This window comes from Pseudomonas sp. HK3, from assembly GCF_052920985.1.
This window is the reverse complement of record NZ_JBREXD010000002.1, coordinates 16,154-37,123: the sequence shown is the minus strand read 5'-3', so window position 1 is coordinate 37,123 and position 20,970 is coordinate 16,154. Positions and strand designations below refer to the sequence as shown.

25 protein-coding genes and 1 pseudogene are annotated in these 20,970 nt (G+C 39.6%); 25 read left to right on the top strand and 1 reads right to left on the bottom strand.

All coding sequences use genetic code 11. From position 1 onward, the window contains the following. Window positions 1-13: 13 nt before the first annotated feature. On the bottom strand, window positions 14-313 hold the full coding sequence (locus tag ACU6U9_RS11085) for a YciI family protein (RefSeq protein WP_446735109.1): 300 nt from the start codon (window positions 311-313) through the stop codon (window positions 14-16). Between the two features lie 141 nt (window positions 314-454). Here ACU6U9_RS11085 and ACU6U9_RS11080 point away from each other — a divergent pair, with 141 nt between their 5' ends. The 25 genes and pseudogenes from ACU6U9_RS11080 to ACU6U9_RS10960 all read left to right on the top strand — a co-directional run bounded on the left by ACU6U9_RS11080 (window position 455) and on the right by ACU6U9_RS10960 (window position 20,966). Further along, entirely contained in the window at window positions 455-1,219 is a 765-nt protein-coding gene (locus ACU6U9_RS11080; protein ID WP_446735108.1) for a VC0807 family protein, read from the top strand. A gap of 41 nt (window positions 1,220-1,260) precedes the next feature. Beyond that, the gene (locus ACU6U9_RS11075; RefSeq protein ID WP_446735107.1) at window positions 1,261-2,085 is read left to right on the top strand and encodes a PHP domain-containing protein; all 825 of its coding nucleotides are present in this window, start codon (window positions 1,261-1,263) and stop codon (window positions 2,083-2,085) included. A gap of 57 nt (window positions 2,086-2,142) precedes the next feature. Next, window positions 2,143-2,763 carry an L-threonylcarbamoyladenylate synthase gene (locus ACU6U9_RS11070; RefSeq protein ID WP_446735106.1) on the top strand — a complete coding sequence of 207 codons (621 nt, stop codon included), beginning with the start codon at window positions 2,143-2,145 and terminating at the stop codon, window positions 2,761-2,763. Window positions 2,764-2,905: 142 nt separating this feature from the next. Further along, the gene (locus ACU6U9_RS11065; RefSeq protein WP_446735105.1) at window positions 2,906-4,120 is read left to right on the top strand and encodes a tryptophan--tRNA ligase; all 1,215 of its coding nucleotides are present in this window, start codon (window positions 2,906-2,908) and stop codon (window positions 4,118-4,120) included. A gap of 109 nt (window positions 4,121-4,229) precedes the next feature. Continuing rightward, window positions 4,230-5,000, top strand: a complete 771-nt coding sequence (locus tag ACU6U9_RS11060; protein ID WP_446735862.1) for a segregation and condensation protein A — start codon at window positions 4,230-4,232, stop codon at window positions 4,998-5,000. Then, window positions 4,997-6,295 carry an SMC-Scp complex subunit ScpB gene (scpB, locus tag ACU6U9_RS11055; protein WP_446735104.1) on the top strand — a complete coding sequence of 433 codons (1,299 nt, stop codon included), beginning with the start codon at window positions 4,997-4,999 and terminating at the stop codon, window positions 6,293-6,295. Before ACU6U9_RS11060 ends, scpB begins: the two co-directional genes overlap by 4 nt. A 50-nt stretch (window positions 6,296-6,345) precedes the next feature. After that, window positions 6,346-7,162: pseudogene (gene rluB / locus ACU6U9_RS11050) on the top strand (23S rRNA pseudouridine(2605) synthase RluB); the annotation flags it as partial. Between the two features lie 373 nt (window positions 7,163-7,535). Then, complete coding sequence (locus ACU6U9_RS11045; RefSeq protein WP_446735861.1) at window positions 7,536-7,814, top strand: MBL fold metallo-hydrolase RNA specificity domain-containing protein; 279 nt, start codon at window positions 7,536-7,538, stop codon at window positions 7,812-7,814. A gap of 198 nt (window positions 7,815-8,012) precedes the next feature. Further along, window positions 8,013-8,168 (top strand): hypothetical protein, encoded by a 156-nt coding sequence (locus tag ACU6U9_RS11040; RefSeq protein ID WP_446735103.1) that lies wholly within the window; start codon window positions 8,013-8,015, stop codon window positions 8,166-8,168. Between the two features lie 283 nt (window positions 8,169-8,451). Continuing rightward, complete coding sequence (locus tag ACU6U9_RS11035; protein ID WP_446735102.1) at window positions 8,452-8,610, top strand: hypothetical protein; 159 nt, start codon at window positions 8,452-8,454, stop codon at window positions 8,608-8,610. A gap of 160 nt (window positions 8,611-8,770) precedes the next feature. Beyond that, a complete protein-coding gene (locus ACU6U9_RS11030) occupies window positions 8,771-8,959 on the top strand; it encodes a hypothetical protein (RefSeq protein WP_446735101.1) in 189 nt (62 codons plus the stop codon). A 238-nt stretch (window positions 8,960-9,197) separates the two neighbouring features. Next, a complete protein-coding gene (gene rfbB, locus ACU6U9_RS11025; RefSeq protein WP_446735100.1) occupies window positions 9,198-10,280 on the top strand; it encodes a dTDP-glucose 4,6-dehydratase in 1,083 nt (360 codons plus the stop codon). Continuing rightward, window positions 10,277-11,155, top strand: coding sequence for a glucose-1-phosphate thymidylyltransferase RfbA (gene rfbA, locus ACU6U9_RS11020; RefSeq protein WP_446735099.1), 879 nt, complete (start codon window positions 10,277-10,279; stop codon window positions 11,153-11,155). The genes rfbB and rfbA overlap by 4 nt, the downstream gene beginning before the upstream one ends. After that, entirely contained in the window at window positions 11,152-11,700 is a 549-nt protein-coding gene (gene rfbC, locus ACU6U9_RS11015) for a dTDP-4-dehydrorhamnose 3,5-epimerase (protein ID WP_446735860.1), read from the top strand. Before rfbA ends, rfbC begins: the two co-directional genes overlap by 4 nt. Then, window positions 11,701-13,065: an oligosaccharide flippase family protein gene (locus ACU6U9_RS11010; RefSeq protein WP_446735098.1), complete on the top strand. Its 1,365-nt coding sequence runs from the start codon at window positions 11,701-11,703 to the stop codon at window positions 13,063-13,065. Continuing rightward, window positions 13,062-14,336, top strand: coding sequence for a hypothetical protein (locus tag ACU6U9_RS11005; protein ID WP_446735097.1), 1,275 nt, complete (start codon window positions 13,062-13,064; stop codon window positions 14,334-14,336). The genes ACU6U9_RS11010 and ACU6U9_RS11005 overlap by 4 nt, the downstream gene beginning before the upstream one ends. After that, entirely contained in the window at window positions 14,329-15,549 is a 1,221-nt protein-coding gene (locus ACU6U9_RS11000; RefSeq protein ID WP_446735096.1) for a capsular polysaccharide export protein, LipB/KpsS family, read from the top strand. Before ACU6U9_RS11005 ends, ACU6U9_RS11000 begins: the two co-directional genes overlap by 8 nt. Then, window positions 15,542-16,096, top strand: coding sequence for an acyltransferase (locus tag ACU6U9_RS10995; protein WP_446735095.1), 555 nt, complete (start codon window positions 15,542-15,544; stop codon window positions 16,094-16,096). The genes ACU6U9_RS11000 and ACU6U9_RS10995 overlap by 8 nt, the downstream gene beginning before the upstream one ends. Further along, window positions 16,086-16,640: a hypothetical protein gene (locus ACU6U9_RS10990; RefSeq protein ID WP_446735094.1), complete on the top strand. Its 555-nt coding sequence runs from the start codon at window positions 16,086-16,088 to the stop codon at window positions 16,638-16,640. Before ACU6U9_RS10995 ends, ACU6U9_RS10990 begins: the two co-directional genes overlap by 11 nt. A 442-nt stretch (window positions 16,641-17,082) precedes the next feature. Beyond that, a complete protein-coding gene (locus ACU6U9_RS10985) occupies window positions 17,083-17,811 on the top strand; it encodes a class I SAM-dependent methyltransferase (protein WP_446735093.1) in 729 nt (242 codons plus the stop codon). Next, window positions 17,801-18,940 (top strand): DegT/DnrJ/EryC1/StrS family aminotransferase, encoded by a 1,140-nt coding sequence (locus ACU6U9_RS10980; protein WP_446735092.1) that lies wholly within the window; start codon window positions 17,801-17,803, stop codon window positions 18,938-18,940. Before ACU6U9_RS10985 ends, ACU6U9_RS10980 begins: the two co-directional genes overlap by 11 nt. 450 nt (window positions 18,941-19,390) lie before the next feature. Continuing rightward, window positions 19,391-19,801, top strand: a complete 411-nt coding sequence (locus tag ACU6U9_RS10975) for a hypothetical protein (protein WP_446735091.1) — start codon at window positions 19,391-19,393, stop codon at window positions 19,799-19,801. Window positions 19,802-19,846: 45 nt separating this feature from the next. Next, window positions 19,847-20,407, top strand: coding sequence for a sugar transferase (locus ACU6U9_RS10970; RefSeq protein WP_446735859.1), 561 nt, complete (start codon window positions 19,847-19,849; stop codon window positions 20,405-20,407). Next, complete coding sequence (locus ACU6U9_RS10965; RefSeq protein ID WP_446735090.1) at window positions 20,404-20,805, top strand: SxtJ family membrane protein; 402 nt, start codon at window positions 20,404-20,406, stop codon at window positions 20,803-20,805. The genes ACU6U9_RS10970 and ACU6U9_RS10965 overlap by 4 nt, the downstream gene beginning before the upstream one ends. A gap of 8 nt (window positions 20,806-20,813) precedes the next feature. Then, window positions 20,814-20,966, top strand: a complete 153-nt coding sequence (locus ACU6U9_RS10960; protein ID WP_446735089.1) for a DUF5989 family protein — start codon at window positions 20,814-20,816, stop codon at window positions 20,964-20,966. Window positions 20,967-20,970: the final 4 nt, after the last annotated feature.

Below are 20,970 nucleotides of genomic sequence, written 5' to 3'. Positions count from 1 at the left end.
GAAGTTTACGGGTTTATGGTAAAACTTTCTTGAACGGTTTCACGGTTACTTGCTCGTAAACACCAGCCTTAATATAAGGGTCAACATCTGCCCATGCTTGCGCTTGCTCAAGGTTGTCAAATTCGGCCACAACAAGGCTGCCCGTGAATCCATCTTGGCCTGGGTCTTCATTATCGATCGCAGGGTGCGGGCCAGCCAAAATTAGACGGCCTTGTTGTTGTAATAACTGTAGGCGCTCAAGGTGTGCAGGGCGAGCGGCAAGTCGTTTTTCTAAGCTATTAGGAATATCTTGAGAAATAATGGCATATAACATGGAATTTATTATTATCACTATGAAATTTGCCCACAATCGTACCGCGAAAAATAAGAATAACCAACTGCTGCTTAATCATGGCTCGACATCAAGGCGTGAAAGCTTAAAATAGCGCTTATAACGTTCACAAAGTAGTCATGTATGAGTCAGCAACCTCCAGTTAAAAAAGAAAGCATGTTAGCGAATTTATTGCTCAACATTGTTATTCCAACCCTTATCTTAATGAAAGGCAGTGAAAGCCCTTGGTTATTGTCCCAGTTACAAGGCCTAGATGGGCAAACCGGCTGGTCATTAGGTGCCTTTTATCAAGACCATGGCATACAGCTCGCGATCATCGTGGCGCTGGCATTTCCTATTTTGTATGGGTTATATGACTTTAGACGTGCAGGAAAGGTCAATGTGTTTTCTGCACTTGGCGTGTTTAGTATCTTATTAACCGGTGGTATTAGCTTATTGCAGCTAGACCCTCAGTACATTGCGATAAAAGAGGCTGCTATACCGGGTATTTTGGGGTTAGTGACGGTTTTGTCCCTTAAAACCCGCTTCCCGCTTGTTAAGACGTTTCTTTATAATGACAAAATTCTACGAGTTGATCGCATTGCCAGTGCGCTTGAAGAGCATAAAACTCAAAACGAATTTGAGCAGAGCCTAAAAGTGGCATCATGGTTAGTGGCAGGTTCGTTCTTTTTATCATCATTTTTGAATTACGTACTCGCCAAGTGGATTATCGTAAGTCCAGCGGGCACCGCAGCCTTTAATGAAGAGTTAGGCAAGATGACGGCGCTGAGCTTTCCCGTCATTTCGGTCCCGGCCATGATAGTCATGATGGCGGCCTTGTTTTATCTGTTCCGCAGTATCAAAAAGCTGACGGGTTTGAGCCTTGAAGATGTAATTGTTGAGCAATAAATGCCAGCTAATTATTTAAACCACCCAATGGAGGGTGCTGCATGTTAGCGGATTTACATTGCCATAGTTTAAAGAGTGACGGTCAGTTAAGTCCGAGTGATTTAGTGGATCGAGCTGCTGAGCAGGGCGTGACCATGTTAGCGCTCACTGACCATGACACCCTTTCAGGTCTAGAAGAAGCGCGCCAGCAAGCTAAAAAGCACGACATAGAAATTGTCAGTGGTATTGAGTTTTCCAGTGTGTGGAACGGCATTGGTATCCACATAGTGGGCTTAGGGTTTGATGAGCAGCATCCGGTTATGCAAGCCTCGGTTGAACGCCAAGAAAAGTGCCGCTACGAGCGCGCTAAAACCATTGCCGCGAAATTAGAAAAACAAGGGGTTGAAGGTATTTGGGATAAAGCCGTTGAAATTGCCAATGGTGCGCAAATAGGTCGCCCTCATTTTGCTCAGGCACTGATCGATTTGGGTAAAGTAAATAATATGGCGCAAGCGTTTAAACGCTATTTAGGGGCGGGCAAGGCAGGCGATGTGAAAACCTTGTGGCCAGAAATGAGCGAAGTCGTGAGCTGGATTCGTGAAAGTGGTGGCGTTGCTGTGGTGGCACACCCTGATAAATATAAATTAACAGGCACCAAGCTTAAGCTATTGCTAAAAGCCTTTAGTGAGGCGGGCGGTAACGGTTTAGAAGTGACCACAGGTGGGATGGATTCCAGTTTTAGTAAGCGTATGGCTGAGCTATGTGATGAATTTGATTTTTTAGGCAGCCAAGGCAGTGACTTTCATGGACCAAGGCCTTGGTCTGAGCTGGGTAAATTTGTACCGATGGCAAAATCAGTGACACCTGTGTGGACGCACTGGCAATAAGCCAAGCACCTACTGACGGTTCGGCTAAACTCATACAATGCAGTTAAGGATCCATACATGAGTCAGTTTTTCCAAATTCACCCTGATAACCCTCAGGCTCGCCTTATTAAGCAAGCGGCCGAAATCATACGCGGTGGCGGCTTGGCGATTATTCCAACCGATTGCGCTTATGCATTGGCGTGCCAGCTTGAAGATAAGCGGGCGTTAGAGCGCGTTAAGCAAATTCGGCAATTAAGCGATAAGCATAACTTTACACTAATGTGTCGTGACTTGGCTGAGATCGGCACCTATGGCAGGGTAGACAACACGGCTTACCGTTTACTGAAAGCCCATACTCCGGGTGCATTTACCTTTATTTTGGACGGTACACGGGAAGTGCCTAGGCGCTTAATGAATCCCAAAAAACGCACCATTGGCATTCGCGTGCCGTCTAATAATATCGTCAGTGCACTTTTAGAAGAGCTGGGCGAGCCCATTATGACGACCTCTTTGATTATGCCCAATGACGATACTCCGCTATCAGACCCTTATGAGATTCGCCAAATGCTTGAGCACGCGGTTGACTTGGTTATTGATGGCGGATATTGCGGGATCGAAGCCACCACCGTTGTGGATATGACGGGCGATGCCTATGAGATTATTCGCCAAGGCGTGGGCCAAATGGAAGAATTAGACTAATCCTTGTACTGCTGCTTTTAGCACTCATTCTCATCATTCGTTATTTAACGGGTAAGTGTCGTTTTTTGTTGTTAATCAGTAGTTTTTAGCCTGCGTCATCGGTAAACTTCGGAACTTTACTTTGTTGTATTAGGAGAAGGCTTTGAGTTCTGTTGACTCTCAGCAACGTGTGCTGTCTGGCATGCGACCGACTGGAAAATTACATTTAGGCCATTACCATGGTGTGCTTAAAAACTGGGTCAAGTTGCAGCACGAATATGAGTGCTTCTTTTTTGTGGCCGATTGGCATGCATTAACCACACACTATGACGATCCAAGCGTTATGGAGCGCAGTGTGTGGGACATGGTTGTTGACTGGCTAGCAGCAGGCGTGAACCCAGGTAGTGCCACTTTGTTCTTGCAAAGCAAGGTGCCAGAACACGCGGAACTTCACCTTTTATTATCAATGATCACCCCTTTGGGTTGGTTAGAGCGCGTTCCTACCTACAAAGATCAGCAAGAAAAGCTAAAAGAAAAAGATTTAGCAACGTATGGCTTTTTGGGTTATCCGTTATTGCAAAGTGCCGATATCTTGCTTTATCGCGCAGGTATGGTGCCTGTAGGTGCTGACCAAGTGGCTCACGTTGAGATTACCCGTGAAGTAGCACGTCGATTTAATTATGTTTTTGGTCGTGAGCCAGGGTTTGAAGAAAACGCCGAAGCCGCCGTTAAAAAGATGGGTAAAAAAGCCGCCAAGCTATACAGTAGTCTGCGCAAGCGTTACACCGAAGGTGGTGATGGCGAAGCGTTGGCCACGGCGCAAGCGTTATTAAAAGAACAGCAGAATATTACCCTTGGCGATAAAGAGCGCCTAATGGGCTATTTAGAGGGCGGTGGTAAAGTGATCTTGCCTGAGCCTCAAGCGCTGTTAACACCAGAATCAAAAATGCCGGGTTTAGACGGTGCCAAAATGTCTAAGTCTTACGGTAATACCATTAGTATCCGTGAAGAACCTGCCGAAGTTGAGCGTAAAATTCGTACCATGCGTACAGACCCTGCCCGTGTGCGTCGCGATGATCCGGGTAACCCTGAGAATTGTCCGGTATGGCAGCTTCATGAAGTGTATAGCGATGATGAAGTAAAAGACTGGGTGCAAAAAGGTTGTCGCAGTGCAGGCATTGGTTGCTTAGATTGCAAAGGGCCGATTATTGATTCTATTCAAGCTGAGCTTGCGCCGATTCAGGAGCGTGCAAAACAATACGAAGCAAACCCTGATTTAGTTAAATCCATCATTCATGATGGCAGTGAAAAAGCCCGCGAAGCGGCTCGAGATACCATGGAAGACGTTCGTCATGCCATGGGCTTGGCGTACCGTTAAGACTATGACAGAAGCCTCTGATGTTCCTCAAACCGAAGAAATAAATCAGCCCGTACAGGCTGAGTCAGAGGCTATTGCTGTATCTGAAAAAAAGAATCAGCAGCATGAAATGCCATTTGCATTGGTACATGGTGAAGCGTTTACCCAGTTACCGTTAGATTTATATATTCCGCCTGATGCACTTGAGGTGATATTAGAGCAGTTTGAAGGTCCGTTGGATTTATTGCTGTATTTAATTCGTAAGCAAAATCTCGATATTCTTGAAATCAATGTGGCAGAAATTACAGCTCAATACATGCTTTACGTTGATCTTATGCAAACCGTTCATCTTGAGCTAGCAGGTGAGTACTTGGTGATGGCGGCAATGCTAGCTGAAATTAAAAGCCGAATATTATTACCGCGCCCAGCAGAATTAGCGGAAGAGGAAGAAGATCCTCGTGCAGAATTGATTCGCCGTTTGCAAGATTACGAGCGATTCAAAAAAGCAGCCGAAGAAATTGACGAATTACCGCGCACGGGTCGTGATACATTTGAAGTGGAAATTAAGCCACCAGACTACAGTGCTGAAAAAAACCACCCAGATGTCGAATTTAAAGAGTTAATGCTTGCGTTTAGTGATGTATTGCACCGCGCCAACATGTTTACTGAACACGAAGTACACCGTGAGAAATTATCGACCCGTGAGCGCATGAGTGACATTTTGGCGCGTTTGCAGACGGGTGATTTTATTCCGTTTACGCGTTTATTTACGGTTGAAGAAGGGCGTGCCGGCGTAGTGACAACTTTTCTTGCGACGTTAGAGCTCATAAAAGAACAATTAATAGAGATCGTGCAAAACGAAACGTTTGGGCCGATTCATGTGAAGGTAAAAGCCTCATGATGATTAGTGATGCATTGCTAGAACAAATTATAGAAGGGGCTATGTTGGCCTCAGGTCAGACGTTAAGTGTTGATCGCATACAAGCTTTATTTGATGAAGGCTTTGAACCTGAAAAAGCGCGAATACAAACGACTTTAGATCGTATTGGCGAGAAATGTGAAAACAAGGGCTATGAACTGAAAAAGGTGGCCACTGGCTATCGCTTTCAGGTGAAGCAAGATCTGGGTAAGTGGGTCAGTCGACTTTGGGAAGAAAAGCCTCAACGTTATAGTCGTGCATTGTTAGAAACACTTTCTATTATTGCTTATCGGCAGCCTGTGACCCGTGGCGAAATTGAAGATGTTCGCGGTGTTGCCGTCAGCTCTCATATTACCAAAACATTGGTTGAGCGTGAGTGGATTCAAGTGGTGGGTCACCGTGATGTACCGGGTCGTCCTGCCATGTTCGCCACCACAAAAATGTTTTTAGATTACTTTAATTTAGAAAGTTTGGATCAATTGCCGACACTTGAGCAAATTCAAGAAATTGCCGATGCCAATCATGCTCTAGAATTAGAAGATAAAACGGAAGAGGGTGATTTTGACTTCTCAAATCATCAAGAGCAACTAGGTGATAGCGAAAACCTAATCAGTGCCGCCCAAGATATGGAAGCCGCCGACGCGCTGGTGCAGCAGGTTGAAGATAACCTGTTTAAGCGGGCACAAGAAGATGAAGAGGCTGAAACCCAGGCGAAACAAGTAGTGAGTGATCCTGGTGAGATGCTTGATGCTGAACAGCAAATTGCGCAATTAGATGACAGCTTAGCTAGCTCACAATTAGACGTAGAAGACAGTATCTTGGTTGAAGGCTTATCAGAAGATGCCACTGAAGAAGAAATCGCTGAAGCGACGATAGCTCGAATGATTGCAGAGCAAGAACAGCTGCTTAAAAAGCAACAGTTGATGGTGTCTCAGACGCCATCAACTGTTGAAAGCTCATCAGTGAATAGCTCAGTAGAATACAAGTCAATAAATGAAGAAAAAGCCGAAGAAACGAATTTGCAAAACTCTGATGACGAACAGTCTTCAGAATCGGTTGAGTTAGATGGCGGCGAAATGTCGTCATACTTAACCAAGGCACACGATCAACAGACAAATAACCAAGAGGCGTCTACTCTCGAAGAAGACGATGCTGAGTTATTGGCTGCCATGGAAGACGAAATGATTGCTCAGTTAGAAGCTGAACAAGACGAAATTGAAGATAGCCGAGAAGAGGGTGATAAAACCTTATCCGACTTAGCTAATAAGTTTAATTAAAATCCAAGATTAACTGCTTAGCAGTTACAACTCAGAAACGGAGACAGTTGATGAGTGATAAATTACAAAAAATCCTAGCCCAAATAGGTTTAGGTTCCCGTCGTGAGATGGAGCGTTGGATTGAACAAGGTCGCATTCAGCTTAATGGTGAAGTGGCTAAGCTCGGTGAGCGCGCTACTGCAGCGGATGAAATCAAGGTAGACGGTAAAGTCATTGAGCATGCTGTCAAAACAGCGCGCCGTGTGCTGGCTTATAATAAACCAGAAGGTGAAGTCTGTACTCGTAACGACCCGGAAGGTCGCCCTACCGTATTTGATAAGCTGCCAAGAATTAAAAGGCGAGCGCTGGATAGCGGTTGGCCGTTTAGATATTAATACAGCTGGTTTGTTGTTGTTCACCACTGATGGTGAGTTAGCTAATAAATTGATGCATCCAAGTACTCAAAGTGTCGATCGTGAATATGCGGTACGAGTAGCCGGTGAAGTGACCCCTGAAGTCATTGCTAACCTAAAAAAGGGCGTTGTACTTGAAGATGGTATGGCCAAATTCACAGACGTACAGTTCTTTGATGGTGAAGGTTTCAACCAGTGGTACCACGTATGCATTATGGAAGGCCGTAATCGTGAAGTGCGTCGTTTATGGGAAAGCCAAGATATGAAAGTATCACGCCTGAAGCGCGTACGTTACGGCTGTGTCTTTTTGCCAAAACAAATTTCAGTGGGTAAATGGAAAGAGCTTGATCAGCGCGATACGGATGAGCTGGCAAAGCTGGTTGATTTACCATCCGTGCCGGTAGCGACCCTTGACCCGCAAGAAATGAAAAAATACGAACGTGAAATGAATCGCCAGAAAACGCGCCAGAAAGCAGGGCCTAAAAATAAAGGGCCGAAGCGTAAAGTGCGTATTGACTCGTAAGTCTTTTATTTATTTGTAGGAGTCTGCACCCAGAGTGCCTCTCGAACATAGTGAATGTTTTGGGTGCGCGGCTGAATCAAAAGAGTAGGAAGCTACCTGTTGGTGGTTGTGTCTGAATAGATAAAGAATTCGGCGTTAAGTGCTTACCTAACAAAAAAACCAAAGCAAGGATGCTTTCAAGTGTTACAGTCATTGGTGGCTACTCTTTGGTCAGTATTTCTCCGCCATCCTAGTGGTTAGAAATAAACCATTATGGTGCTGTAAGTGGCGTAACCAGCTCATGCCATGAGTTGGGTGGTATACGTCACGATGTTTTGTTTGTAGGATTTCAAGCATCAGGTACAATGGGCCGCTTAATTCAAAAGTATGGCCAAGTGGTGGATATGAGACCATTGATGGCGAAAAAATAACAATAGAAGCAGGTATTTATACAATGGGTGGTTATAGCGCCCATGCGGGGCAAACGGATTTGTTAAATTTCGTTAAACGGATGTGGCGCAAACCTTCCGAGATTCGATTGGTCCATAGTAGTGAGCGAGCTAAGCAATATTTACAGGTTAAATTGCGGTGTAAATATCCCCAAGTAAATGTTTGGATCCCCTGAAATTAAAAGACGTCGCTCATACATGTCAACTTTTATAAGTTATGTGAAAAAGAACACATGAGCAGCAGAAAATAATTGCAAATGAATATGCTGAGGCTAGACTGTTCAGCGGTTGAACATATTTGGAATGTTTGATTAAGTGCAATGTATGTTTGCCAAGATGAATAAAGCATTGAACACAGGGCAACCCCAAGTAGTATGAGTACTCAAGACGAAATACATTTCAAGCTCATGCGGTTAATTGAACCAAGCAACCTGCTAAGCCAACGACAATTGGCTGAAGAAATGGGTACCAGCCTAGCCTTGGCAAGATTAATTGCTGCCTCAAAGGCATTATTGAAAAAGCATGGGTAAAAGCAAATAATTTCAAAAGCAGTAACTATAAAAACGCTTATTTATATTTACTACACATAAGGGCGTAGAAGAAAAAGTAAAAATTGCAAATCGATTTATTGAACGAAAGTTTAAAGTGTATAAAGAAATGAAATCGCAGATAGAAGAAATGCAAAGCGACATTAAATAAATATAGTAAGGGGGCGCTTGTGCGAGCCCTTTGCACATGGACAAAACGTTAGGAGCAAGCCTGCTCGCGAAATAAAATACATTGTAGGCGCGAGCTTAATCGCGAAATGAAAGAATGGAAAAAGTAACCAAAGCCGTTATTCTGGTTGCTGGTTTAGACATACGCAAGCTAGCAGCAACTAAAGCTATACCAAAAGAAAAGTTGTCTTTGGTCGACAAGCCATTTATTCAATATGTGGTGAATGAATGCACAGAGTGTGTATTGCCGAGATAGCATTAGTAACCCATTCCTCTAAAAATGCCATTGAAAACCATCTTGATAGGTCCTTTGAGTTGGATCTACGTTAGCAACTCGCGTAAAGCGTCAGCGGCTTGATGAGGTAAGAGCTATCACACTAGACGGTGTTTTACTTTTGTCCGCCAGGGTCTAGGTCATGATGGAAGCGGTACCTGAAGCAGAAGCCCATAAATACGGAGTAGTTGATCTACAAGGTGCTGAAATTGTTCTAGGTGAGAATAAGTCAATGGAAGCTGTTGTTGAAACACCAAAGCGTGAAGAGGCTCTTTCATACTTGGCGGTAGTAGGTTGTTACGTGTTGAGTAAAAAACCTGGAATTTATTAAAAGTTACACCTCCTTGTGCAGGAGATGAGGTCCAGCTGATAGATGCTATCGCTAGTTTAATTGAGCGGGAGCAAGTGGGTGCATTTTATATGACAGGTAAAAGTCATGACTGTGGAAGTAAGCTTGGGTATATGCAAGCCTTTGTAGAATACTGAATGTGTCATGATACAGTAGGTGAAGGCTTTTCTTCTTGGATGAAAAAATTGTAGGCGGGCTGAAATTAGCTCGATAATTCGAAATGAAAAAAATATTAGTTACAGGTGGTGCGGGCTTCATTGGGTCTGCAGTAATTCGACATATAATTCAAAATACTCAAGATGCTGTGGTCAATGTAGACAAGTTAACCTATGCGGGAAATTTAGAAAGTCTTGATAGTATCTCTAATGATTCGCGATATAGCTTTGAGTGTGTAGATATTTGTAATCGTGAGGAGCTTGATCGCGTTTTTAGTGTGCATAGACCTGATGCAATTATGCATTTAGCTGCTGAAAGTCATGTGGATAGATCGATTGATGGGCCTGCTACATTTATAGAAACTAATATCGTTGGTACTTATACTTTAGTAGAAGCAGCGCGAACCTATTGGAGTAAACTACCAGAATCACAGAAGGCAAACTTTCGTTTTCATCATATTTCTACGGATGAGGTATATGGAGATCTTGAGGGGCCTGAAGATTTATTTTACGAAGATACATCTTACGCTCCTAGTTCTCCTTATTCTGCGACGAAAGCTGGTTCAGATCATTTAGTTCGAGCATGGTTTAGAACGTTTGGTTTACCAGTAATTGTAACTAATTGTTCTAATAACTATGGACCTTTCCATTTTCCTGAAAAATTGATTCCGTTGGTGATTCTAAACGCTTTGGAAGGTAAACCCTTGCCGATATATGGTAAGGGGAATCAAATTAGAGATTGGCTATATGTCGAAGATCATGCTCGAGCTCTATACAAAGTTGTAACTGAGGGGGAGGTCGGCGAAACCTATAATATAGGTGGACATAATGAAAAACAAAATATTGAAGTTGTACATACTATTTGTGAATTACTAGAAGAGTTAGTTTCAGATAATAAAAACTCGATTTCTTCTGGAAATCTTAGTGGATTTAAAGGTCTCATTACATACGTTGAAGATCGTCCTGGTCATGATATTCGTTATGCAATTGATGCAACAAAAATAAAACAAAAATTGGGATGGATGCCTGAGGAAACCTTTGAATCGGGGATTCGTAAAACGGTAGAATGGTATTTGTCGAATACTGAATGGTGCGAGCATGTTCAAGATGGAAGTTACATGCGAGAGCGATTGGGGGTGAAAAAATGAAAGGAATAGTATTAGCTGGTGGTTCTGGTACTCGGCTTTATCCAATTACTATGGGAGTATCGAAGCAGTTACTTCCAGTATACGATAAGCCAATGATTTACTATCCGATTTCAGTATTAATGCTAGCTGGAATTAAAGAAATTCTAATTATCTCAACCCCGGAAGATATGGATGGGTATAAACGTTTACTTAAAGATGGTTCTCAATTTGGTGTCCGCTTTTCCTACGAAGTTCAACCGAAGCCAGAAGGATTAGCTCAAGCATTTATAATCGGTAAAGAATTTATCGGCTCTGATTCGATTTGTTTGGTGTTGGGCGATAATATATTTTATGGGCATGGCTTTACTACTAAGTTGCAAGCTGCTGCTGATATGGCAAGGGATGGTAAGGCGACAATTTTTGGATATCAGGTAAGTGATCCAGAGCGGTTTGGAGTCGTTGAATTCGATGAGAATAATAATGCGATATCTTTAGAGGAAAAACCTAATAAACCGAAGTCTAATTATGCGGTTACAGGCTTGTATTTTTATGATAATAGTGTTGTGGAATGCGCCACTAAGATAAAGCCTTCTAAGCGTGGTGAATTAGAAATTACTGACATAAATAAAATTTATTTAGAACGGCAGAGTTTGCACGTTGAAATACTGGGAAGAGGTTTTGCTTGGTTGGATACTGGAACTCACGAGAGTCTAATGCAAGCCTCTCAGTATATTGAGGTATTGGAAAAACGACAGGGGCTTAAGGCAGCATGCTTAGAGGAAATTGCCTTCGAGATGGGGTTTATTGATTCTGAACAGTTAAGAAATCTAGCTACACCATTAAGTAAGAATCAATATGGGCAATATTTGTTGGATATATTGGACGGTAAGAAATAATGTTTAATCGATTACCGCTTAAAGATGCCTTTTTAATTGAGCCAAAAGCATTTGAAGATGATAGGGGATACTTTTTCGAGCCCTTTAATTTGGAGCGCTTTAAGGAAGCTTTGGGAAAAAATATTTCCTTTATACAAGATAATGAGTCCAAGTCCAATACGGGGGTTCTCAGGGGGTTGCACTTTCAAAAAGGAGATGCGACCCAAGCAAAGCTAGTTAGGGTCATCAAGGGGAGAGTGTTTGATGTAATTGTTGATCTTAGAAGGGAAAGTCCAACATTTGGTCAGCATTATGCCGTCGAGCTAAGTGAAGAAAATAAGCTTCAGCTGTTTGTTCCAAGAGGGTTTGCTCATGGCTTCCTCGTACTCGAAGATCATACAATATTTTCTTATAAGGTTGATAATCATTATGACCCCAAGAGTGAAGTCTCTGTCGCGTACAATGATAGTGAACTAAATATTGAATGGCCAGAAATTGAAGGTGGTTTTTTATTATCCGAAAAAGATATGGATGCATTAGCATTTAAAGATATTGAGTATTTTTGAATGAATAGCATTGTTGCGGCAGTTTCTTCTTCGTTAATGGGGAATGTATTCCTTTTGTTGCTTACGATTTATTTGACTCGTATGGTACAAATCGAAGAATTCGGCACCTTTCGATATTTTTTTAATTGGATAACGATAGCGGTGGCGCTTCTAACTCTAGGTAGAGAGAGTCTAATTGCGATTAAAAGCCAAAGGGAGTCTATAAATCGGCTACTAACCGAAGAGCTTGTATTTACCGTGGGCTGGTCGGTAGTAATTTGTTTGTTGGCTTATGCAATTATTACTTATCTAGATCCAAACTTTAAAGTAAATTATCTAATATACTCACTTCTTATAGTTGTTGGATATATTTCTTATAATCTTGCAACAACAGGCATTCGAGCAATAGGTTATGTGAATGAGTCGTTTTTTATGGTTGGGTTGTTTCAGCGTATTGTGCGGCTTGTTATAGTAGGAAGCAGTGTCTTTCTTTTTACTAATCCTGAAGGCATATTTTTGGGTTATTTGGTATCGCAGCTGCTTCTATTGGCTTTGGTTTTTTACCGCTTGAATACACATGGATTCAAGTTGTCGCTAAGTAGTATCTCTTTTAAGCGATACCACTTAAGCTACAAAGAGGGCGGGGTTTATGCCTTAATATCACTTTCATTTGTTCTATTTATTCATGTTGATTCGATCATGCTGGGTTATCTCACAGCCATGGATCGAGTTGCAGTTTATGATATTGGATTCTCCTTAGCGATCTTTGCTTTTTTCCCATTTTTAGCTTTGGTTAAAACGTCGGAGTTAAAATCAGATGATTTCTCTAAAGGTAGCGAAAGCACTACGGATTATTATCGAAATTTAGATATAGCCTTGAAGTTAGGATTTCTAATATCCCTAGGAGGCATATTGTTCGGTAGATACTTTCTTCCAATCTTTGGTGGAGGGTATATGGAGTCTTACGATGTGTTAGCGATTTTATTGCTCGGTTTTTTTACTTATGGTTTTTTTGGGACTCCTGTGGAGATTCTAGCCTGGAATAACAATAGAAAGACTGTTAGTGCTTTAATTGTTGTATGTTTATCAATAAATATATCTTTAAATGCATACTTTATTCCATTATATGAGGGAGTTGGTGCAGCAAGTGTATCTGTGTTTTCAATGGTTCTTTTAAGACTAATTAGTGCGGGATTGGTCTGGAATAGATATGAAATTATCTCCGTCGCAAAAGTGAAGCCATTTCTTTTGGGATTGACTGTTCTAATGGTGAATGTATATTTTGGCCATTATTTCAGTCTACTTGAATCTATTTTAGTTTTTCTTATGGTATCACTGCCTATAATATTGCCTGAATATCATAGGTTAAGGCTGATGTTTCGATGAATATATATTTAACTAAATCAGATCTAGCTCTGAAACTTGAAAATTCCTTCTTCTTTATTGTCTTTATTTGCTGTTGGGTTTTGAATGAGTTTGGCGAAAGCTACGGTCGTATTACAATTGTATTCTCAATTCTTTCATCGTTATTGCTTCTGATTAGGTCTAAAAACCTCCAGTTTCTATTTCAATTTTTTGCCATGTCATATTGGATAGTTCTATATTTTTATTTCTTTTATGGGGTTTCTTATCATATATATGATGAGTATCAAGATACGGACTTAACAATAAAAGTCGTAATTTTACAGTCTATATTTATCCGTCTGATTTATTCAACAAGGCTTAACTATATTTCTTTTAAATGGATTGAAATGGATCAGCGATCTTCGATAGTTTTCTATCTTTGTTGTTTAATCTTAGCATGTTTTGCAATTTTGAGTTTTAAAAGTGGTGGAACAATATTGGGTGTCGGATACATTGGATCCTCAAATCAAGGATCGATACTTTTTGAATACGCTATAATACCTCTTTTGATCGCTTCAGCTCATAGCAAAACTAGGGCTCAAGCATTGATAGTTCTAGCTTTTATATTTGCCTTTATGCTGCTGCCGCTGCTTGTAGGTAAGAGGCTTCCATTTTTATACTTTGCTCTTGCTATGTTCGGAATTTATTTCCAGAATAGATTTAAGTCTATTACTCTATTTTTTGGCGGACTTTTAGTATACATGTTAGTTCAATTGGCCGGAGAATATAGGGATGAATTTAATATTGATAATTATCAGCAAGCTTTGCTTGGAGTATCTGAAGAAGGAATTATGGAGAATAATCAGGGAGGGGTAACAGTTGCTAGTACTACTTATATTGGTTTAAGTGATGAGGGGGTATTAGATGGAGATTTCGCCTTAAAATCAATTTATGGGCATATCATAGGGGTTGTATTACCGTCTAGTCGCTTACCTGAAGAAACGTTTTTCAATACGTATTCCATGAAATTTGCACATATTCCAGGTAATGGAGGATATACAGCTGTTTATCTATACGTCTTGTTTGGGTGGGTCGGGGTAATCCTAGGAGGGCTGCTTCTAAGGCGTTTGGCATCTTCTAATCAATATGGACCAGTAAGCTCTTTAATTATGATATTAATAATGACAACTTTTCCTAGGTGGTTTGGATATAACCTTTACCCTGTTATTAAGCTTATTTTTTGGGCTTTGGTTTTATTATTTGTGTGTGAAGTGGTTAGAGCTTTGACGTCAAGAAGGGTTCGGTATGGATAAGTCAGTAGTTTTAATAGGGTTTTATGATGATTATGCTAGGTTTTATCTTGAACTAGGGAAAGAACTTGATGCTCAAGGTATAACAGTAAATCATATCTATATTAATTTAAGTGGATACTTATATTCGAAGATTAGAGGTGGGGGAGGCAAATGGTTGCCTCTTTTAAAGAGAGGGCCAAAAACTGACGTAGTTTTAGATGATAGTCTATTTCGATATCACCATAATATTAATCCAGATTTCTTTGAAAAGCACGAATTTCGATTCAAGGCTAAAGCAAATAGATATTATAGTGGGTTAATGAAGTATTTATCTGAGTTATCGCCAGATATAGTGTTACTCCCGGGTGAGTATCGCTTGTCTGAATCAATCTCTAAGCTTGTTTGTGAAACTTTAGGGATTAGGGTTTTATATTTTGAGCAGGGCCCGTATGGAACAACTCTAATTGACTCTAAGGGTGTTAATGCCAATGCTTCTATTCGAGTAAAGATTACAAAACAACTAGATACTTTTCAAACAAGAGTAAGAAAACCTCATTATTCACGGAATCCACTTTATAGGGGGTTAGACGTACTGCTTTCAATTTTATTTTCTTCAAATGGTTTTTTTGTCGATTTATATGAAAATAAATCTTGGTTTAGGTCTCGTAAAGCTTATGAGGGCAAGAGAGGGGGTGGGGAATATGTGTTGCTAGCCCTTCAGGTTCCGAATGATGCGAACTTTACGCATCATAGCCCTTTATACGATAGCTATTTTGATATGGTGAAAGATGTAAGGAATAGCCTACCTGAAGACGTACATCTTGTCGTTAGAGAGCACCCTTTATTTAAAGGGTTGTATGAAAATGAATTGTACGAATATGTTTTGAATTGCGTTACTGTTTCAATAGAAAGTGATAAAAATTTAAATGAGCAAATCTCACAATCTCTCTTAACAGTTGTGAATAATTCAACGACAGGAATGGACGCTTTGGCTTTAGGCGTAAAAGTTTTAGTGTTGGGGGATGCATATTATGACAAACTTAAGTCAGTCTATAAGTTAAATAATAAGAAAGAAATGAAATCATTGATTAGTAAAATTATAAATGATGAAGTTGACCCTGAAAGTATAAAAAGAAATATTTCAGCATTCGTTTCTAGTAGTTTTATATTAGGTCATTTTCGAGATAAAGACCTTCATTTTGTAAGATTAATAGCGGATAAATTTAATGATTAGTAAAGTATTAAAATTTTTAATAGATGGCCGAGTATATTGGTTACTAAGAGGTTTGATTTATGGTGTGTTTACTAAGAAAGCAGGTGTTTTTTATCTGGGTAAGCCAATTTATGTATATGGATTATCTAGATTATCCGTTGGGTATAAAGTTGGATTTTTCCCTGGTCTTAGGCTTGAAATTTTTGATGGTGCATCATTAACTATTGGGAGTAATGTTTCAATCGGTCAAGGGTTTCATGTGGTAGTTAAAGGCAGTTTAACCATTAATGATTCAACCATTATATCGGGAAATGTTCTTGTGACGGACTTGGAGAATCGAATTGAGCAGGTGGATCTTAGGTATTCAGATCGAGAAGAGATCCTAAAGGAAGTCTATATTGGTAAAAACTGTTTTATAGGGTATGGAGCGGTGATCTTACCAGGGACGCATTTAGAGGACGGGTGCAGTATTGGAGCGAATAGTGTGGTAAAAGGTTATTATCCCAAAAATTCCATTGTAGCTGGAGTACCGTCGAAGTTAATAAGGGTTATTGAGAATGAAAAATAGAGGTACAAAAATTGCTGTAGTGTGTCCTGATTTCTTTGGGTATCCGGAACAAATTAAAACTTCATTGAGTAAGTTAAAGTATGACGTTAGCTTATATGATGAAAGGCCATCCAATAAAGTTTTGGATAAAATACTTTTAAGGTTAACTGGAAATATTTTCCTTAAGAAGTCTATCCATCGTCATTACGATAGCATTGTTAAAGAAATTGAGTCTAATTCAATTGATATAATCTTGTTGATTGACACTGAGGCAATAAATCGAGATATCGTCCAAAAGATTAGAAGTAGAGTTAATTGTGAAATTATTCTTTATATGTGGGATTCAATTAAAAACAAAGGGGGCTTTCTTGAGTATGTTGATCTTTGTGATAAAGCTTTTACCTTTGACCCTGAAGATGCAAAAGATAGAAAGGAATTGAGCTTTTTACCATTGTTTTATGCGGAGCAATACTCTAAGGATATAGATATTACTAATAAGGACATAGATGTAAGTTTTGTAGGTACCCTACATTCTGATCGTTACCAGGGTTGTAAGAAATATTGAAGCTCAGTTAGAGGTTCAAGGCTTAAAAGTACACAAGCATATATATATTCAAAGTAGATTTTTTTATTATCTGAGGAAGGTGCTCAATATTAGTTTGTGGAAAAGCCGCTTTCAAGAGTTTACTACGCGTAAGCTAAGTACCGATGAAGTTGCCCAAATGTTTCGCAGGTCGAAGGTAGTAATTGATATTAATCACCCTGGACAGATTGGCCTAACATCAAGAACCTTTGAAGCACTCAGGTCTGGGGCGAAACTGATAACAACAAACCCAGCTGTAGCTAAATACCCTTTCTATGATCAAACTATGATTTCTGTTATAAATAGAAATAAGGTAGTACTCGATAAATCGTTCTTACAATCGAATCTAAATCCAATAGATATGAGTGAGTATTCATTAGAAAAGTGGTTGGATTCGATACTAAATAAAAATTGAGGCGAGAATATGGATAGATGGGCCAAATACGCTATTAGCGAAGGTGAGGATTCAAGAGAGTATTTACAAAGTGATCAGTCTCGTGTAAATAAATATGTGAATAGTTGTAAGATACTTGCTGATAAACTAGGTGTTAATGAAACTAGTAAGCTGTTGGATGTTGGTTGTGGAGCAGGAGAGTTTATGCTCGCTGTCGATGGTGCTTGTAATAAATATTTAGGTATTGACGTTTCCGGAGACAAAATTGCAATAGCAAAAGAAAGAGTGAAGACGGGTCATTCTCAGTTTGATGTTTATGATATCACTGAGGGTAGAGTGGGAGAGCTTTTTGATCTGGTGGTATCTCTCACCTGTTTGGACCATATTTTTGATAAAGAAAGTGCCTTGAAAAACATTCATAGTTCAATGGAGGCAGACGGAAGATGCTATATAGAAGTGCGAAATAAGGATTATTTACCAAAATATATTTTTGAAATACTATCATTAAATTCAAGAGCTGTAAGTGAAAAGTACGGGGATGATACCTTTACAGATTTGAATGAAAGTGCCTGGGATAAGCTTATAAAAAATGCTGGATTTGAAATAGTAAATAAGCCTCATTCTATTCGCCCTTATTTTATGGGGGATGTTAGTCATAAAATTAAAGGGGCTATTAGATATATTGTTGATCGAATGTTTTTTGGAAAGCGATATATGCTTGCTTATGAATTGACCAAGAGTAATATGCATGAGAATTAATTTGTTTGAGCCAACTTTGGGCGAATTAGAGTTACAGAAAATATCAGAAGTCTTTCAAAGTAAGTGGCTCGGAAAGGGGGGGGCAGTTAAAGAATTTGAAAGAAAATTTTCTGACTTACATGGTTTGAGTTCGGAAAATTTCTTAACCACTACCTGCTGTACAGAGGGTTTATTTTTGGCTCCAAAGCTATTTAATTGGCAGGAAGGAGACGAAATTATTGTCCCTGTGATTAGTTTTCCTGCAGTTGCTAGTGCAATTATAGAATGTGGAGCGGTGGTTGTTTTTTGTGATGTAGATAGCCGCAGCTTGAATGTGACACCGGATATCGTGGAAAAGTATGTCACCAATAAAACAAAGGGTATTGTGATTACTCATTATGGCGGTATACCTGCTGATTTTGATGGCATTAGAGCTGTGTTGCCTAGTGATGCGGTCATTGTTGAAGACTCGGCATGTGCCATAAATTCTACCTATAAAGGGCGCCCTGTAGGTTGTCTTGGTGATATGGGAGTTTGGTCATTTGATGCAATGAAAGCAGTTACTACTGGTGATGGGGGCATGATTTATTTAAAGGATAAAGCATTGCGAGATCGTGCAGTAGAGTGGCTTTATTTAGGATTACCAGCTAGCGATAAAAGTGGCTTGGATAAATCGGATCAGAGTGACAAAGGGTGGTGGGAGTTTGAGTTAGAAGTTCCTGGTAAGCGAGCAATTATGAATAATATTCAAGGAGCAATGGGGGTTGTTCAGTTGGATCGTTTACCTGATTTTCAGTCTATCAGAAAGCGAAATTTCGATTATTATTTGAATGAGCTAAAAAATATCGAAGGACTATTATTACCACCGAATACAGGTTTTGAATTTACAAACTCTTACTATTTCTTCTGGATTCAGACGGAAAAAAGAAATGAACTTGCTAAATATTTACTTGATAAGGGTATTTATACAACTTTTAGATATTGGCCATTGCATAAAGTTTCTTTGTTTTTCAATTTGGTCGATGGCTACTATTCAGAAGCTGACTTGGCGGCAGAGAACACATTAAATATTCCCGTACATCAATCATTGAGCGAGGATGATCTGAAATACATCGTTGAGTCAATTAAAGACTTTTTTGAACGTGATTAAGGTTATTGTTTTCGACTTCGATGCTGCTATCGGATCATATGTGAAGGGCCTATTTTAATTTAAGTCAGAGTTTGAGGTTTTAGGAATTAACCGAGAAAATGGTTTAGATTTAATTGATAGTTCACAGTCAGATGTTTGTGCAAATGAAAAAACGTTTCGTTAGTAAAAGGTGCCTGTTTAGTTAATTGTGCTGCTTATAATGGAGATGGGACATTAGGGGGTAGAAGATTATTGATCAAATTAATGTCGATGGCACGCTGAAGTTGATTCATTAATGTAACGAAGCTGGAGCGGCTAGGTTTTATCAAATGAATAGCTGTAAAGCATTGAGGGAGGAAAGCATTCTGACAGATTTAGTTTGGAGTTGTTGGCACCCCTGATACTGCTTATGCGAGAGCAAATCTAAATTGATCAGCTAGCTTTACAGTTGAGCCTGCTATCGAAATTTTAATGGCTTATGTAGCAGGGACTGGAAGTAGTATCCTAAAGCTCAGCAAGCTAGTTGGAGCTCCTCTTCCTGTTTCGAAGTATCCTAAGAAAATAGATTACTTGAGGCTGGGTAATTTGGGCAGATATTTGGATTATTTATTTGCAGAACCAAACGTTGAAAAACTTCTTTATTTACAAGATAAGGAGTCTTTGGCTACTAATAATAGGCTTCTTGAAATTTTGGCCAAGGTGAATGATAAAACATTCAGAAGATTTCCAATGCTGGAATTTATATTAGACCTTCTCATCGAGGTTGTCTGTTCTTGGCAATTTTGTGAAAAAGTTAAATGGTTATTCTTATTTCAGAGAGGATGCAGAATCCATTTGAAAGGGATTACGCTACTTATAATTCTTTACCAATACGGTTGGTAGAAATTCGAGATAAAAAACATGAACGAAAATAGAGCAAATAGTATTATAATAAGGTTATTTGATATCATTTTTTCACTGGCTGGAATATTAGTAGGAGCCCCATTATTTTTAATTGTTTACGTTGTAGGTCTTTTCGATACCGGCTCACCCGTCTTTATGCAGTCTAGGTTGGGCAAGAATAAAAAGCCGTTTACTTTGATTAAGTTTAGAACTATGAAGGCCGCCACAGACTCTGTAGCTAGTCACTTGGTTGATCATAATGCAATAACTAAAGTAGGGCGGTTTTTGCGTAAAACTAAGTTAGATGAGCTTCCGCAATTGATAAATGTGTTATTCGGGCATATGAGTTTGGTCGGACCAAGACCGAATTTATCATCCCAAACAGTGTTGATTCAGGAAAGAGATTCTCTTGGTGTCTATTCCGTTAGGCCAGGGGTGACTGGGTTAGCCCAATTAAGTGGTGTTGATATGTCAACACCAAAAAAACTTTCTGAAATAGATGCGCAAATGCTTGCTGACTTGTCGGTTAGTACTTATTTTAAATATATATTTTTAACCTCTCTTGGTAAGGGAGCCGGTGATGCAGTAAAAGGTGTTGAGAAATGATTGAATTGAAATCTCATGAAATCCTATTACCTAGTGATAAATCTTTCGGAGTTTTTGCTTCGATAGTTGCCTTAATCATTGGCTTATACTTTTACTATGTAGGAAATTTGTACGCCTCTAGTATCTCAGTAGGTGTATCAGTCCTAGTGATTCTTACCGTGCTAACTAAACCTTCGGTTTTAAGGCCTCTTAATTTTGGTTGGTTATATTTAGGTTTGTTTTTGGGGGCAGTAATTTCTCCCCTTGTATTGGGGAGTATCTATTTTCTTATTATTACTCCAGTTGCGGTAATTTTAAGGATTTCTGGACGAGATGAACTCAGACTAAAACTGAAAAGTTCTGACTCAGATTGGAAAGCTAGAGATGAATTTATTATTGATTTTGATAAACAGTATTAGGCTTTAACATGAAAGAGATACTTATTGAATTATGGGGTTTTCTTAAGGTTCGAAAGAAGCTTTGGTTGGGACCTATTATTTTTATTATGATCGCTATTGGAGGCTTGTTTATCTTAGCTCAAGGATCAGTAGTGGCACCGTTTATTTACACATTATTCTAGGTTT